This is a genomic window from Methylobacterium sp. E-065 (assembly GCF_022829605.1).
GTDB lineage: Bacteria > Pseudomonadota > Alphaproteobacteria > Rhizobiales > Beijerinckiaceae > Methylobacterium.
This window is the reverse complement of the sequence record NZ_JAKSYD010000114.1, coordinates 300,251-313,937: the sequence shown is the minus strand read 5'-3', so window position 1 is coordinate 313,937 and position 13,687 is coordinate 300,251. Positions and strand designations below refer to the sequence as shown.

16 protein-coding genes are annotated in these 13,687 nt (G+C 69.8%); 11 read left to right on the top strand and 5 right to left on the bottom strand.

Annotation, left to right across the window (positions count from 1 at the left end):
* Positions 1 to 69 precede the first annotated feature (69 nt).
* From MKK84_RS15710 to MKK84_RS15690, 5 genes are read left to right on the top strand one after another with little or no spacing between them, the layout of a single operon-like run.
* Complete coding sequence (locus MKK84_RS15710) at positions 70 to 1,275, top strand: acyl-CoA dehydrogenase family protein (protein ID WP_243921190.1); 1,206 nt, start codon at positions 70 to 72, stop codon at positions 1,273 to 1,275.
* A gap of 16 nt (positions 1,276 to 1,291) precedes the next feature.
* Positions 1,292 to 2,470 (top strand): acetyl-CoA C-acyltransferase family protein, encoded by a 1,179-nt coding sequence (locus tag MKK84_RS15705; protein WP_243921188.1) that lies wholly within the window; start codon positions 1,292 to 1,294, stop codon positions 2,468 to 2,470.
* A 1-nt stretch (position 2,471) separates the two neighbouring features.
* Positions 2,472 to 3,239, top strand: coding sequence for an SDR family NAD(P)-dependent oxidoreductase (locus MKK84_RS15700; RefSeq protein ID WP_243921186.1), 768 nt, complete (start codon positions 2,472 to 2,474; stop codon positions 3,237 to 3,239).
* Positions 3,240 to 3,242: 3 nt separating this feature from the next.
* Entirely contained in the window at positions 3,243 to 4,253 is a 1,011-nt protein-coding gene (locus MKK84_RS15695) for a phosphotransferase family protein (RefSeq protein WP_243921184.1), read from the top strand.
* 2 nt (positions 4,254 to 4,255) lie between these two features.
* On the top strand, positions 4,256 to 4,579 hold the full coding sequence (locus tag MKK84_RS15690) for a DUF6285 domain-containing protein (RefSeq protein WP_243921183.1): 324 nt from the start codon (positions 4,256 to 4,258) through the stop codon (positions 4,577 to 4,579).
* A gap of 20 nt (positions 4,580 to 4,599) precedes the next feature.
* On the opposite strand, the gene MKK84_RS15685 is transcribed toward MKK84_RS15690, so the two are convergent.
* On the bottom strand, positions 4,600 to 6,264 hold the full coding sequence (locus tag MKK84_RS15685) for an AMP-binding protein (protein WP_243921181.1): 1,665 nt from the start codon (positions 6,262 to 6,264) through the stop codon (positions 4,600 to 4,602).
* 200 nt (positions 6,265 to 6,464) lie between these two features.
* Between MKK84_RS15685 and MKK84_RS15680 the strand changes: the two genes are divergently transcribed.
* The 4 genes from MKK84_RS15680 (at position 6,465) to MKK84_RS15665 (ending at position 9,205) form a co-directional block, all read left to right on the top strand.
* Positions 6,465 to 7,010, top strand: a complete 546-nt coding sequence (locus MKK84_RS15680; protein WP_243921179.1) for a phasin family protein — start codon at positions 6,465 to 6,467, stop codon at positions 7,008 to 7,010.
* On the top strand, positions 7,007 to 7,954 hold the full coding sequence (locus tag MKK84_RS15675; protein ID WP_243921177.1) for an alpha/beta fold hydrolase: 948 nt from the start codon (positions 7,007 to 7,009) through the stop codon (positions 7,952 to 7,954). The genes MKK84_RS15680 and MKK84_RS15675 overlap by 4 nt, the downstream gene beginning before the upstream one ends.
* A 388-nt stretch (positions 7,955 to 8,342) precedes the next feature.
* On the top strand, positions 8,343 to 8,786 hold the full coding sequence (locus MKK84_RS15670; RefSeq protein WP_243921175.1) for a helix-turn-helix domain-containing protein: 444 nt from the start codon (positions 8,343 to 8,345) through the stop codon (positions 8,784 to 8,786).
* A gap of 80 nt (positions 8,787 to 8,866) precedes the next feature.
* Positions 8,867 to 9,205, top strand: a complete 339-nt coding sequence (locus tag MKK84_RS15665) for a cupin domain-containing protein (protein ID WP_279599556.1) — start codon at positions 8,867 to 8,869, stop codon at positions 9,203 to 9,205.
* Positions 9,206 to 9,209: 4 nt separating this feature from the next.
* Here the strand turns inward: MKK84_RS15665 and rsmD are convergent, their stop codons facing one another.
* From rsmD to MKK84_RS15645, 4 genes are all read right to left on the bottom strand, one after another.
* Complete coding sequence (rsmD, locus tag MKK84_RS15660; protein WP_243921173.1) at positions 9,210 to 9,767, bottom strand: 16S rRNA (guanine(966)-N(2))-methyltransferase RsmD; 558 nt, start codon at positions 9,765 to 9,767, stop codon at positions 9,210 to 9,212.
* A complete protein-coding gene (locus MKK84_RS15655) occupies positions 9,764 to 11,713 on the bottom strand; it encodes a pseudouridine synthase (RefSeq protein ID WP_243921171.1) in 1,950 nt (649 codons plus the stop codon). The genes rsmD and MKK84_RS15655 overlap by 4 nt, the downstream gene beginning before the upstream one ends.
* 157 nt (positions 11,714 to 11,870) lie before the next feature.
* Positions 11,871 to 12,047 carry a DUF1328 domain-containing protein gene (locus tag MKK84_RS15650; RefSeq protein ID WP_010683547.1) on the bottom strand — a complete coding sequence of 59 codons (177 nt, stop codon included), beginning with the start codon at positions 12,045 to 12,047 and terminating at the stop codon, positions 11,871 to 11,873.
* 78 nt (positions 12,048 to 12,125) lie between these two features.
* Complete coding sequence (locus MKK84_RS15645; protein WP_243921169.1) at positions 12,126 to 12,317, bottom strand: CsbD family protein; 192 nt, start codon at positions 12,315 to 12,317, stop codon at positions 12,126 to 12,128.
* A gap of 141 nt (positions 12,318 to 12,458) precedes the next feature.
* On the opposite strand from MKK84_RS15645, the gene MKK84_RS15640 reads away from it, so the two are divergent.
* Together MKK84_RS15640 and MKK84_RS15635 are read left to right on the top strand one after the other, a co-directional pair.
* Positions 12,459 to 12,932, top strand: coding sequence for a nucleoside deaminase (locus MKK84_RS15640; RefSeq protein ID WP_243921167.1), 474 nt, complete (start codon positions 12,459 to 12,461; stop codon positions 12,930 to 12,932).
* Positions 12,933 to 12,981: 49 nt separating this feature from the next.
* On the top strand, positions 12,982 to 13,686 hold the full coding sequence (locus tag MKK84_RS15635; RefSeq protein ID WP_243921166.1) for an SDR family NAD(P)-dependent oxidoreductase: 705 nt from the start codon (positions 12,982 to 12,984) through the stop codon (positions 13,684 to 13,686).
* The last annotated feature ends 1 nt before the right edge of the window (position 13,687 follow it).

Genomic DNA, 13,687 nt, shown 5'->3' with positions numbered 1-13,687 from the left:
GAGGGTGCCAGGCCGAGTGGCAGGCGCTCTTCAAGACCGCGCACAGGCATTCGCCAGAGGCCGCGACCCATGGATTTCACCATCTCGCCCCGCGTGGAGGAATACCGCGCGCGGATCGCGGCCTTCGTGGATGCCCATATCCTGCCGCTCGAATCCGAGCCGTCCGCCTATGACGGCCACGGCAACATCGCGCTATCGGAACTCGCCCGGCTGCGCGGTCTGGCGCGGGAGCAGGGGCTCTGGTGCCTTCAGCTGAAGCCGGAGACCGGGGGCGCCGGCCTCGACAAGGTCGGCATGGCGGTCTGCTACGAGGCGATGAACCGCTCGATCTTCGGTCCGGTCGTGTTCAATTCGGCGGCGCCGGACGATGGCAACATGATGGTGCTGGAGAAGGTCGCCACCCCGGAGCAGAAAGCGCGCTGGCTGGCACCGATCGTGGCGGGCGACGTACGCTCGGCCTTCGCCATGACCGAGCCCCACCCTGGCGGCGGCTCCGATCCCGGCATGATCCAGACCCGGGCCGAGCGGCGCGGCGACACCTACGTGGTCACCGGTCGTAAATGGTACATCACCGGTGCCGAGGAGGCTGCCCACTTCATCCTGATGGCCCGCACCTCCGACGACGCGCGAAAAGGCCTGACCGCCTTCCTGTTCCACCGGGACCAGCCCGGCTGGGAGATCCTGCGGCGCATCCCGATCATGGGGCCGGAGGAGCATGGCGGGCATTGCGAGCTTCAGTTCGACGGGCTCGAGATCCCGGCCGAGAACGTCCTGATGAACGAGGGCGACGGCCTGAAGCTGACGCAGATCCGCCTCGGCCCGGCGCGTCTGACCCATTGCATGCGCTGGCTCGGCCTGTCGAAGCGCTGCGTCGAGATCGCCCGGGCCTATGCGGGCGAGCGCCACGGCTTCGGCATCCGGCTGGCCGACCGCGAGAGCATCCAGCTGATGCTGGGAGACCTTGCCATGCGGATCGAGATCGGCCGCCTGCTGGTGATGAAGGCCGCTTGGGCGCTCGACCAGGGGAGCTTCGCCCGCAAGGAAGTCTCGATGGCCAAGGTGCACGTGGCCAATCTGATCCACGCCGCCGCCGACGTCGCGATCCAGATCAACGGCGCCCGGGGCTATTCCACCGATACGCCGCTGGAGTGGATCTACCGCTACGCCCGGCAGGCGCGGCTGGTGGACGGGGCGGACGAGGTCCACAAGATGGTGCTCAACCGCAACCTGGAGGCCGAGGGCGATGCGTTCTGGTCCTGGCCGGTGGGCGCTTGAGGTGGAGAGCGTGACGATGACCGATGTCGTGATCACAGGCGCGGTGCGGACCGCGATCGGCACCTTCGGCGGCGCGCTCGCGGGCACGCCGCCCTCCGCGCTCGGGGCGCTGTGCGTGGCGGAGGCGCTTAGGCGGTCCGGCACGGCGCCGGAGCGGGTCGGCCACGTGGTGTTCGGCCACGTGATCCCGACCGAGCCGCGGGACGCCTACATCGCCCGCGTCGCCGCCATCGAAGGCGGTGTCCCGCAGGAGGTGCCGGCGCTCACCGTCAACCGGCTCTGCGGCAGCGGCCTTCAGGCGATCGTCTCGGCGGCGCAATCGATCCTGCTCGGCGATGCCGAGATCGCGGTCGCCGGTGGCGCCGAGAACATGAGCCGTTCGCCGCATATTCTGACGAGCGGCCGCACCGGCCAGCGGATGGGCGATGCCACCCTGGTCGATTACATGATCGGCGTGCTGACCGACCCCTTCGGCGCCGGCCATATGGGCGTGACCGCGGAGAACATCGCGGAACGCTACGGCATCTCCCGTGGCCAGCAGGATGCGTTCGCGGCCGAGAGCCAGGCCCGGGCCGCCCGGGCGATCCAGGAAGGTCGGTTCCGCGATCAGATCCTGCCCGTCGCGGTCCAGCGCAAGCGCGAGACGATGGCGTTCGACACGGACGAGCATCCCAAGGCGACCAGCGTCGAGGATCTCGCCAAGTTGCGCCCGGCCTTCTCCAAGACCGGCAGCGTCACCGCCGGCAACGCTTCAGGCCTGAACGACGGCGCCGCCGCCCTCGTCCTGTCGAGTGCGGCGGAGGCCGAGCGCTCGGGCGCCAAGCCCCTGGCCCGGATCGTCGGCTACGCCCATGCGGGCGTCGACCCGTCCGAGATGGGCATGGGGCCGGTCCCCGCGGTGCGCCGGCTGCTCGACCGGACGGGCCTGCGGCCTGCGGATTTCGACGTGATCGAGTCGAACGAGGCGTTCGCGGCCCAGGCCTGTGCGGTCTCACGGGCCCTCGACCTCGACCCCGCCCGGGTGAACCCGAATGGCGGCGCCATCGCACTCGGTCACCCGATCGGCGCTTCCGGTGCGATCAACGCCGTGAAGACCCTTTACGAGCTGACACGCACCGGCGGACGCTACGGGCTGGCGACCATGTGCATCGGTGGCGGGCAGGGGATCGCGGTGGCGTTCGAGCGGCTGCACTGACATGACGGATCTGTTCGACCTGACCGGTCAGCACGTGCTGGTGACCGGGGCCTCCAGCGGGCTCGGCCGCCACTTCGCCGGGACGCTGGCGCGTGCGGGCGCGCGGCTGACGCTGTGCGCGCGCCGGGCCGACGCCCTGGCGGACACGGTCGCCGCCGTGACGCGGGCGGGCGGCCAGGCCCATGCCGTCGTCATGGACGTGACCGATCTTGGTAGCGTCGAGCGGGCGCTGGACGAGGCCGAGGATCGGTTCGGGCCGATCTGGGTCCTGATCAACAATGCCGGCGTCACCGCGACCAAGCCCGCCCTCGACCTCGACGAGGCGGAGTGGGACGCGGTGCTCGACACCAACCTGAAGGGCGTTTGGCTTGTCGCTCAGGCCACGGGAAAGCGCATGGTCCGGCACGGCGATGGCGGCAGCATCGTCAATATCGCGTCGATCTTGGGGTTACGCGTGACCGGCGGGCTCGCACCCTATGCCGCCTCGAAAGCCGGTGTCGTCCAGCTCACCAAAAGCCTAGCCCTCGAATGGGCGCGCCACGGGATCCGGGTCAACGCTCTGGCGCCCGGCTACATCAAGACCGAACTCAACGATGCGTTCTTCGAATCCGAGCCCGGTAAGGCCTTGATCAAGCGTGTGCCGCAGCGCCGGCTCGGCGCGCCGGCCGAGCTCGACGGGCCGCTCCTGCTGCTGGCCTCCGGGGCCGGCGCCTACATGACCGGCAGCGTCCTCGCGGTCGATGGTGGCCATCTTGTCTCGGGCCTGTAGCGGATGGATCACGACCGACTGCGCGCCTGGATCGCCGGGCATCTCGGCTGCCCGGATCTCGTCATCGAGGAGACACGGCCCCTCGGCGGCGGCTCGATCCAGGAGAATCGTCTCGTCTGCTGTCGTCTTTCCGGGGAGAAGCGGGCCTTCGTGCTGCGCATGGATGCCGCCGCCACGATCGCGTCGAGCCGATCCCGCGCCGAGGAGTTCCGCATTCTGGAGACGGTCTGGGCCGCCGGCGTGCGCGTGCCCGAGCCGGTCGGCTTCTGCGACGACCCCGCGGTGATCGGTGCGCCGTTCGCGCTGATGGGGCTCGTCGAGGGCGTCGGGCTCGGGCCGCGCATCGCAAAGGACCTGACGCTGGGCGGCGACCGTGAGCGTCTGACCGAATCCCTAGGCCGCGAACTCGCGCGGATCCATGCCGCCGTTGATCCCGGGGCGCTGCCCGCATCGCTGGCCTTCCTGGGCGCGCCGGACCCAGACCCGGCGCGGGCCGAGATCGCGCGGCTGCGCGCCAGCCTCGACGGGATCGGTGCCCGCCGCCCGGCGATCGAGTGGGGTCTGCGCTGGGGCGAGCTTCGCGCTCCCGCATGCCCGGCGTTGACCCTCGTGCATCGGGATTTCCGCACCGGCAACTACATGGTCGACGCCGAGGGTCTCACGGCCGTGCTGGATTGGGAATTCGCCGGCTGGGGCGACCCGGCGCAGGATCTCGGCTGGTTCTGCGCCACCTGCTGGCGCTTCGGCCGGCCCGAACTGGAAGCCGGCGGCATCGGCTCCCGCGCGGCGTTCTACCGGGGCTACGCGGAGGCAGGCGGACGGGCGATCAACCCCGCACGTGTGGCCTATTGGGAGGTGCTGGCGCATCTGCGCTGGGCGGTGATCGCCCTGGAGCAGGGCGCACGCCACGTCTCTGGCCGCGAGTTCTCCCTCGAACTGGCCCTCACCGGCCGGATGGTGCCCGACCTGGAACGGGCGATCCTGCGGGCGACGGCTCCGGCGGCGTGGCAATGAGCATGCGGGACGATCCCTCCGGCGCGTATCTCCTCGACGCCGCGCGTCGGGCCCTGACCGAGGAGGTCGTGCCTGGCCTCACCGGCCGCGCTCGCTACGTCGCCTTGATGGTGGCGAACGCGATCGGCATCGCGTCCCGCGAGATCACCGAGGCCGATCGCCTGTCGGCGACCGGTGCGGATGTCCTAGCTGCCGAGCCGGTCGAGACTCTGATCAAGGCGATCCGAGCCGGTGCGCGCGACGCCGATCCGGACCTGCACGCGGCCCTGGAGGCGGCCGCGGCGGTCTCTGCGCAGGTCTGGAAGCCCGGCGCGTCGGGCGGCTGAGCCTTCCGGAGGCACGACTATTACGAGGACTCCGACAGCCCTCGCGCGCGGTCCCGCAGCACGAACTTCTGGATCTTCCCCGTCGAGGTCTTCGGCAGCGGCCCGTACAGCACGGTCTTCGGCACCTTGAAGCGCGCCATCCGCTCACGGCAGAAGGCGATCAGTTCCTGATCCGAAGGCGGCTCCGCCCCCGGCTTGACCTCTAGGAACGCGCACGGGCTCTCACCCCAGGTCGAATCGGGCCGCGCCACCACGGCGGCCAGCATCACCGCGGGATGGCGCATCAGCACCTCCTCAACCTCCAGGCTGGAGATGTTCTCGCCGCCCGAGATGATGATGTCCTTCGCCCGGTCCTTGATCTCGACCGACCCGTCCGGATGCCAGACCGCGAGGTCGCCGGTCTGGTACCAGCCCCCGGCCAGCGCCTGCGCGGTGGCGCCGGGATTGCCGAGATAGCCCTTCATCACGGTGTTTCCGCGGAGCCGGATCTCGCCGACGGTGGTGCCGTCCTGTGGCACCGGCCGGTCTGTCGCAGGATCCACCACCGCGGCGGCTTCGAGGGTTGCGAGTGGCACACCCTGCCGCGCCATGCGGGTGTAGCGTTCGGCGTCGGCCAGGTCCGTCCAGTCGGGCTGCGCAAGGCAGACCGTGGCGGGGCCGTAACTCTCGGTCGCGCCGTACAGGTGCAGCACCTGGAAGCCCAGTTCCTCCATGGTGCGGATGATCGTCGAGGACGGGGCCGCCCCGCCGACTGCGCACCGCACACGTTGCGGAAAGGCGACGCGCTCCGAGGCCGGCGCGTGCGCGATCATGGAGAGCACGATCGGCGCGCCGCAGAGATGCGTCACGCCATGCGCCGCGATCAGCCGGAAGATCGCCGCCGGTTCGACCTTGCGCAGGCAGATCTGGGTCGCGCAGGCGGCCACGCTCGCCCACGGGTAAGACCAGCCGCTGCAATGGAACATCGGCAGCGTCCAGAGATACACGCTCTCGGCGGTGAGCCCGAAGGTGACGGCGTTGCCGAGCGCTTGAAGGTAGGCGCCACGATGGCTGTAGACCGCGCCCTTCGGATCACCGGTCGTGCCGGAGGTGTAGAGCAGGCAGAGCGACTGCCACTCGTCGGCGGGGCCCGCCCAGGCGTAATCGGGATTGCCCGCGTCGAGGACAGCTTCGTAGGGGAGGGCGTCGGCGATATCGGCCTTGCCGATCGTCACCACCAGCAGGGGCCGCCACAGTTCCGCGAGGGCCTGCGTGGCGAGCGCTGCAGATTCGGCTTCGACGATCAGCGCGCGGGCGCCGCCATGCGCCAGGGAGAACGCGATGGACGCGGGATCGAGGCGCGTGTTCAGCGGATTGAGGACGGCGCCGAGCATCGGCACGGCGAAATGGGCCTCGATCATTTCAGGGATGTTCGGGGCCAGGATCGCCACGGTGTCGAGGCGCGCGACGCCATGGGCCGCGAGACCGGAGGCGAGGCGGCGGCAGCGCGTATAGAGATCGCTGTAGCTTAGGTACCGGTCGCCATCGATCACCGCGATCCGGGCCCCGGCGGCCGATGCGGCGCGCGCCAGAAGGCTCACCGGCGTCAACGGCACGTAATTGGCAGGATTCCGATCGAGATCGCTCTCGAACGGATGGCGGCCGGATTCGCCGGATGGCGCAGGGTGCGGATCAATCTCCGTCATGATTTTGCCTTCTGACCGGGCGGCGGGCGTGGCGTTCGCTCCGCGATGGGATGATTTCGCGCCGGCTCCTGCTGTCAATCGCCGATCTGCACTCGGCCGGTGCCGCAGCCGGCTTCTGTCACGACGCGTGGTTGACGGCGCGTCGGCCGTGGCGGATGCCCATATTCTGGACTCGGCCCATCCGGGCCGGCGGAGGGACGGTGACCGTGGGGAACGACAACCTGCCGATGGTGCCCGTTCAGGCGGGACGGGCCATGGCCGAGAGCAGCGTGGCGCGGGCGCGCGAGGCCTATGAGCGCTTTGCCGAAGCCGGCGAGATGGCGCTCAACGCCTTCGAGACCTCGATGTCCGAAACCTTTCAGGGCTGGCGCTCCGTGATGGGCTCCAGCCGGGAGACCGCCCACCAGCTGAGCGAGAGCAACGTGGCCGGAGCCCGCAGGATGCGCGAGCAATGGGAGGCCGCCGGGGCGCGGCTCTACAATGCGTTCGAGGACAACGCCGCCCACACGCTGGCGGCGATGCGCGAGATCGGGCACCGAGTCTTGGTCGCCTCCGACACGAACATCCGCGCCAACCTGGATTTCGCGGAGCGCATCGCACAGGCTGCCGATGCCCGGGAGGTCGCTTCCCTCAACGTCACCTTCCTGCAGGAACAGGCGCGCCGGCTCACCGACCAGATGGTCGACCTCCATCAGACCACGAGCCGGCTCGCCCGCGAGGCGGCCGTGCGTACCGAAACGCCGTGACCGTCGACGTGACCGTCGACATGGCCGCCCTGACGGCCCCGATGCCGCGGCTCGACGATCTCAGCCGCGCCGACGTGCCGTTCCGGACCGGCGACTTCCTCGCCTACGCGCCGCACGACTTCCACCGCATCGCCTACGTCGAGTGGGGCGATCCGGACTCTCCGCATGTGGTCATCTGCGTGCACGGCCTGAGCCGCCAGGGCCGGGATTTCGATCCGCTGGGCTATCTCCTGGCCAAGATGGGCTACCGCGTGATCTGCCCGGACCTTCCGGGGCGCGGCCTAAGCGGATGGCTCAAGGACCCGGAACTCTACGGCCTACCGCAATACGCCGCCGACATGGCGTCGCTCATCGCGCACCTGCGGATTCCCGGTAAGATCGATTGGGTCGGCACGTCGCTGGGCGGGCTCACCGGCATGGTGCTGGCCGCCGCGACCAACACGCCGATCCGCCGGATGGTAATCAACGACATCGGCCCGTTCCTGCCCTGGGCGCCGATCCGCCATATTGGCTCACGCCTGCGCGATGCACCGCGCCTGCACCACAACCTCGCCTCGGGGGAGTCGCGGTTGCGCACCGTGCTCGCGGCGTTCGGGCCGCTGACCGACGAGCAGTGGCGGCACATCGCCAAGCACAGCTTCTTCCCGGCACCGAACGGCGGCTGGCGGCCTCATTACGACCCCGGGATCGGCGACGCCTTCCGGCCCGGGCGTGTCTACAGCGTCAGCATGTGGCGCGACTGGGACGCGATCCGGTGCCCGGTCCTGTTGCTGCGCGGCGAGCACTCGGAACTGCTGCTCGCCTCCACGGCCGACGAGATGACCCGGCGCGGGCCGCCGACGGAGCGCGTCGAGATACCCGATTGCGGCCATGCCCCCGCGCTCCTGGACGATCAACAACTCTCGATTGTAATTCGCTGGCTCGGGCCACCGGCGCGGGCGTAACGCCCGTGCGCAGCCCGGTTGCCGCGGATACCGCTGAGGCAGGCGATTCGACAGTCGATTTTCTACGCGCATTGATGAAGAGCGTCCGTATTGCGCATCCGCGCAAATATTCCGTACGCAGGTTCCGGGTAGTTTCATTGGTATGAAATAAGTCGGCCGGCCTATGTCTGCTGGATCGCGCGCGGTCGACGCTCAGGTCGGGAGACCATTTTCGGTATCTTAAATGTCGCGAGCGTGACCTTTCGTTGCGCACCGGGCGTGGCTGTGGCATCTATTGCGCGCAGGCTAGAATCTGTGCCGTGCGATCACGCAGCATTGAGTTGTAGTCGGCGGCTCGGGTTGCAGTTGCGCACACCCGCCAACTAGAGACGACGTTCGGACACCCACGATGGCCAAGCCCAGCCCCAAGCCGAAGCAGACCACGGCGATCGATCATGGTGTCGGCAGCCGCATCGCGTTCCTGCGTGCGGCGAACGGACTGAGCCAATCGGCGCTGGCCAGCGCCCTTGGGGTGAGCTTTCAGCAGGTCCAGAAGTACGAGACCGGCAAGAACCGCGTCGGGGCGGGCCGTCTGCAGGCGATCGCCGAACGGCTCGGTGTCCCGGTTTCGAGCTTCTTCGATCCTGAGCCCGAGAGCACGACCGAGAATGGACCCTCGCTGCTGCGTATCAGCGGCGCCGTCGAGCTTCTACGCGCCTACAATCAGATCGCCGACGATCAGATGCGCCGCGATGTGCTCAGCCTCGTAAAGTCGGCGGCGCGTATCGGACAGGGCCGCACGGCTGCAGCGGCGGAGCAGGTGGCGGTTCGCGACGCGCTGCCGGGCGCCTGAAACCGGTCGCCATCTGTTGACGGCGCGGCTGCAACGGGCAACGCCCAAGGCAGGAACCGCAACGGAGGCAATCTCGCGTGCTGCCGGCAGACATCATCCATCTGCTCGCCGATCTGCCCTCATGCGGGACGGACGAAGACGTGTCCGTGCTGCTGACGGTCCCGGGATTGCGGGTGGAGCGCATCGTATCGACCGGGCAGGCGAGCCCGCCGGGCTTTCACTACGATCAGCCCCACGCCGAATGGGTTGTCGTGCTGGCCGGTTCGGCCGACCTGCGGTTTGCCGACGAGGCTGAATCTCGGCGTCTTGCTGCTGGCGATGCGGTACTGATCGCGCCCCACCGTCGCCATCGGGTTGATTGGACGGATTCGCCGACCGTGTGGCTGGCGATTCACTTCGGCCCCGAGCTTAGAGTCTAAGGCGTCAGGGTTCGTAACGCGCGAGCGCGATCGCTGTGTCGCCGTAGACGCGCCGCTCGTGCTCTCTGAAACCGTCCGGCCAGGCGAGCCGCACCATCTCGGCTTCCTCCACCACCACGAGGGCGCCCGGTGCCAGCCAGCTGCCGGTGGCCGCGCTCACCAGGGCCCGGGGCGCGAGATCGCGGCCATAGGGCGGGTCGCAGAAGACCAGCGAGAACAGTCCCGCTGTGCCGGCGGGGCCGAGCTTGGTCGCGTCGCGTCGGAAGAGACGCGTCACGCCCTCGGCGCCGAGGGCCTCGATGTTCGATCGGATCACGCCGCGCGCCTCGGTCCCGTCATCGACGAGGAGCGCGTAGGCCGCGCCGCGCGACAGCGCCTCGAAGGCGAGCGCGCCGGTGCCGGCGAACAGATCGAGCACCCGGGCGCCCGTGACAGCCTCGTCGTAGGCGTGTGTCAGCACATTGAAGAGCGCCTCCCGCAGGCGATCCGAGGTCGGCCGGATAGCATCGGTGCTCGGAGCTGCGAGGCGTCGGCCGCGCCAAGCGCCGCCGACGATCCTCATCGCGTGCCGCGGGGTGGGCGGCCACCGCCGGGCTTGCCGCCGCCCGGTGCGCCGCCGGGGCGACCACCAGGCCGCCCGCCAGGACGGCCACCGCCCCCGGCGCCGCCACCCCCACCACCACCGAAGCCCTTGCCCGGGAAGCCGCCGGCTTTGCCGCCGGGCCGCGCACCACCGGCTTTCGCGCCGCCGAAGGCCGGCTTGCCACCGCCGAAGGCAGGCTTGCCACCGCCGAAGGCAGGCTTTCCATCACCGAAGGCAGGCTTGCCGCCGCCCGGCCTGCGGTCCTGGCTCCCGAAGCCGGCTTTCCCGCGCGGCGCACCCTGAGCCGAATCCCTGTCGAAGGGCCGGTCCTGCCGCCCGCCCGCCCTGTTTGGCGGACGCGCATCCGACCGTCCCTCACCCCAACCCGACTCGGCACCGCGCGCGGGCGGCCGGCGCGGCCGTTCGCCCTGTGCATCAGCGCCGCGCGATGCTCCGTTCCGTTCGCCGCGCGGTGCGGCGGACCCGCGCTCCTGCCCGAAGCCGCCACTCCGGCCGGGGGCGCGCGCGCCCGCCCCGCGCTGCGCACCGGGCGGACCGTCATCGGCATAGCGGCGGCGTGCCTTGGGCGGCTGTTCAACCTCGACCGGGCTGGCCGCGAGGCGCTCCACCACGACCCGGCGGTCGCCGGTCCTGATCGAGCCCACGCGCTCGCGCCCGCGCTCGGCCGAAGCGGCCTGTGCGGCGCGCGGATCGGCGCCGCGGCGGGGGATACGCGTGCCCCGCGGCTTCGACTCATCCTCGTCCCGCCACGCGGCCTTGCGTGGCGCCGATCCGGACCCACCCGTCGCGACGCGCGGTGCGGGCGCAGGACGGGCTGCATTGCGCCGGGGGGCGTCTCCGCCGCCTCCATGCCCCTGTGCCGATTTCGCTCCGCGATCTGCGGCCTTCGACTCGCCGAACGGTGAGATCGGGTCCCGCACCGGACTGTCGAAATCCACGCCCGCCTGTTCGGCCAACGACTTGCCCAGCTGGTCCTTCAGCACACGGGTCCGGATCTCTTCAACCAGGCCGACCTCGAGGTCGCCCAGCTGGAACGGCCCGAACGACAGGCGGATCAATCGGTTCACCGACAGCCCGAGATACTCGAGGATGCGCTTGACCTCGCGATTCTTGCCTTCGCGCAAACCCAGCGTCAGCCACACGTTGTCGCCCTGGACCCGATCCAGCGTGGCCTCGACGGGGCCGTATTCCATCTCGTCGATGGTAACGCCCTTCGAGAGCCGATCGAGCTGCGCCTGATCGATGTCGCCATGGGCGCGGACGCGGTAGCGACGGAGCCAGCCAGTCTCGGGATGGGCGATGACCTTGGCGAGGCCGCCATCGTTGGTGAGAAGCAGCAACCCCTCGGTGTTGATGTCCAGGCGCCCAATCGAGACGACCCGGGGCAGCTCCTCGGGCAGGATATCGAAGACCGTCTGCCGTCCTTCGGGATCGCGCGCCGTGGTCACGACGCCGCGCGGCTTGTGGAAGATCCACAGGCGGCTGCGTTCCCGCAACGGCATGGGCTCGCCGTCGATCAAGATCGTGTCGTCGTCGGTGACGTTCCGCGCCGGCGAGGTCAGCGTCTCGCCGTTGACGCTCACCCGACCCGCCAGGATGATCGTCTCGGCCTCGCGCCGGGACGCGATCCCGGCGCGCGCCATGGCCTTCGCGATGCGCTCCCCGGGAGGCGTCTGCTCGGCGGCCTCGATGGCGGGTGGCTTGTCGGCAGGTGGCTCTTCGGCGGCCAGCGCAGGGGCAGGCTGATCAGCGCGTGGTTCCGCCTGACCTGGCTTGGGGACCACGCCGGCCGGATCGCCGTCGCGATTGGCGTCGGTTGTCGGGCTCCAAGCCTCGGCTCGTGTGCGCTCGGGGTCCGGGCGGTCGGAACCCCCGGCTGTGTCGTCGTTCGGCAAGTCGTTCATGCCCGGGCCTTACCAGAGCCGGCACCGGCAGGCGAGACAGTCTTTCAAACCGCTTGGCCGGATGACAACGCGAAAGGGCGTCCCTTGAGGAACGCCCTTTTCGTACGTCAGTGGTTGCCAGACGCAAAAGCGCCGTCCGCCGCGGGACGAACGCGGATCAAAGTCGGGGTGAACGACCGCGCATCACGCCGAATACGGCCGAGATCAGAAACAGGGCGATCGCGACGAAGAAGACGATCTTCGCGGCCTCCATGGCCGTGCCGGCGATTCCGCCGAAACCGAGCAGAGCCGCGATGAGCGCGACGACGAGAAACGTGACAGCCCAACCGATCATGGCATCCTCGCGGTGTTCGTGCCGATCTGGAGTGGGAACCCGCCTGTGGCGGGTCCCGTTCCGGTCAGCGCGTGACGATCAGAGCTTGTCGGTGGCCGACTTCACGGTGTCCTTGGCGTCGCCGACAGTGCTCTGGGTCTTGCCCTTCAGCTCCTGAGCCGCACCCTCAGCCTTCAGCTTGTCGCTGCCGGTGACGTCGCCGATGCCCTGCTTGGCCTTGCCGAGAGCCTCGTTGGCGGCGCCCTTGATCTTGTCCGTGGTGCTGCTCATGGGAGTGTCCTTTACAAAGGCCGGCGGCGGCGCCGCACGAGACGCTAAGAACGGCCAGGGTCGGGCGAATGTTCCAAGGCTTAACATTGCTCTGGATCAAGACATCCGGCGCATCCGTTCGTGGCGCGGCGGGGCGGTGTCATGACGGTTGACACGACGGTCCCCGGGGGCATCGCGACGGCGTTCGATCAGGCTTTCGCGGCGGCCCGGCAGGCTGCGGAGGACGGGGAGGTGCCGGTGGGCGCCGTCGTGGTCCGGGACGGGACCGTGCTCGCCGTCGCCCACAATCGTCCCAGGGCCCTCCAGGATCCGACCGCACACGCGGAGATCCTGGCGATCCGGGCGGCCTGTGCGGCGATCGGCGATGAGCGGCTGACCGGCTGCGACCTCTACGTGACCCTCGAACCGTGCCCGATGTGTGCCGGCGCGATCTCGTTCGCGCGGATCCGGCGTCTTTACTACGGGGCGTCGGACCCCAAGGGCGGCGGCGTCGAGCACGGCCCGCGCGTTTTCAACCAGCCGACCTGCCACCACGCGCCGGAGGTCTATAGCGGTTTCCGCGAGCGTGAGGCGGGGATGCTCCTGCGGGACTTCTTCGCGTCGAAGCGGGTATGATCGGCGAGATAACCGCCCAAGGCCGCAGCCCGAGCCGGAGGACACCGCCATGGTTCCAGCCTATTCCCGCGCCCTGATCGTCGGCGCCGGCTCCGGCCTCAGCGCGTCCCTGGCTCGGCTCCTCGCGGCGGATGGGCTGCGGATCGGCCTCGCCGCGCGCAACGTCGGAAAGCTCGCCGGTCTGGCCGCGGAAACAGACGCCGCAATCCATGCCTGCGACGCGAGCCGGCCGGAGCAGGTCAAAGCACTGTTCGCGCAGATGGAGGCCGTCCTCGGGGGGGCGCCCGACGTGGTGGTCTACAACGCGAGTGGTCGGTTGCGCGGCCCGGTGGCCGATCTCGATCCGGCCGCGGTCGCCGAGGCGCTGATGGTCAGCGCGTATGGGGGGTTCCTCGTGGTTCAGGCCGCGACCCGGCGCATGCTGCCCCATCGCCACGGGGCGATCCTCCTGACCGGCGCCTCGGCGAGCGTGAAGGGCTTCGCCGGTTCGGCGCCGTTCGCCATGGGGAAGTTCGCCCTGCGCGGCCTCGGTCAGAGCCTCGCCCGCGAGTTGCAACCGCAGGGCATCCATGTGGCGCACATCGTCATCGACGGCGCCATCCGCAATCCAGCCCGCGGCGGCGAGCCGGCGGACGCGCCGGACAGCCATCTCGATCCCGATGCCATCGCGCGGGCCTATCGGGATCTGCTGCGTCAGGATCGGAGTGCCTGGACGACGGAGCTGGAACTGCGCCCCTGGACGGAGCGGTTCTGAA

Coding starts and splice junctions, on each gene's coding strand:
- MKK84_RS15645 (WP_243921169.1), bottom strand. CDS start 12,317: ATGAGCAGCACCACGGACAAGATCAAGGGCGCCGCCAACGAGGCTCTC.
- MKK84_RS15650 (WP_010683547.1), bottom strand. CDS start 12,047: ATGATCGGTTGGGCTGTCACGTTTCTCGTCGTCGCGCTCATCGCGGCT.
- MKK84_RS15640 (WP_243921167.1), top strand. CDS start 12,459: ATGACGGTTGACACGACGGTCCCCGGGGGCATCGCGACGGCGTTCGAT.
- rsmD (WP_243921173.1), bottom strand. CDS start 9,767: ATGAGGATCGTCGGCGGCGCTTGGCGCGGCCGACGCCTCGCAGCTCCG.
- MKK84_RS15705 (WP_243921188.1), top strand. CDS start 1,292: ATGACCGATGTCGTGATCACAGGCGCGGTGCGGACCGCGATCGGCACC.
- MKK84_RS15695 (WP_243921184.1), top strand. CDS start 3,243: ATGGATCACGACCGACTGCGCGCCTGGATCGCCGGGCATCTCGGCTGC.
- MKK84_RS15700 (WP_243921186.1), top strand. CDS start 2,472: ATGACGGATCTGTTCGACCTGACCGGTCAGCACGTGCTGGTGACCGGG.
- MKK84_RS15690 (WP_243921183.1), top strand. CDS start 4,256: ATGCGGGACGATCCCTCCGGCGCGTATCTCCTCGACGCCGCGCGTCGG.
- MKK84_RS15635 (WP_243921166.1), top strand. CDS start 12,982: ATGGTTCCAGCCTATTCCCGCGCCCTGATCGTCGGCGCCGGCTCCGGC.
- MKK84_RS15710 (WP_243921190.1), top strand. CDS start 70: ATGGATTTCACCATCTCGCCCCGCGTGGAGGAATACCGCGCGCGGATC.
- MKK84_RS15685 (WP_243921181.1), bottom strand. CDS start 6,264: ATGACGGAGATTGATCCGCACCCTGCGCCATCCGGCGAATCCGGCCGC.
- MKK84_RS15670 (WP_243921175.1), top strand. CDS start 8,343: ATGGCCAAGCCCAGCCCCAAGCCGAAGCAGACCACGGCGATCGATCAT.
- MKK84_RS15655 (WP_243921171.1), bottom strand. CDS start 11,713: ATGAACGACTTGCCGAACGACGACACAGCCGGGGGTTCCGACCGCCCG.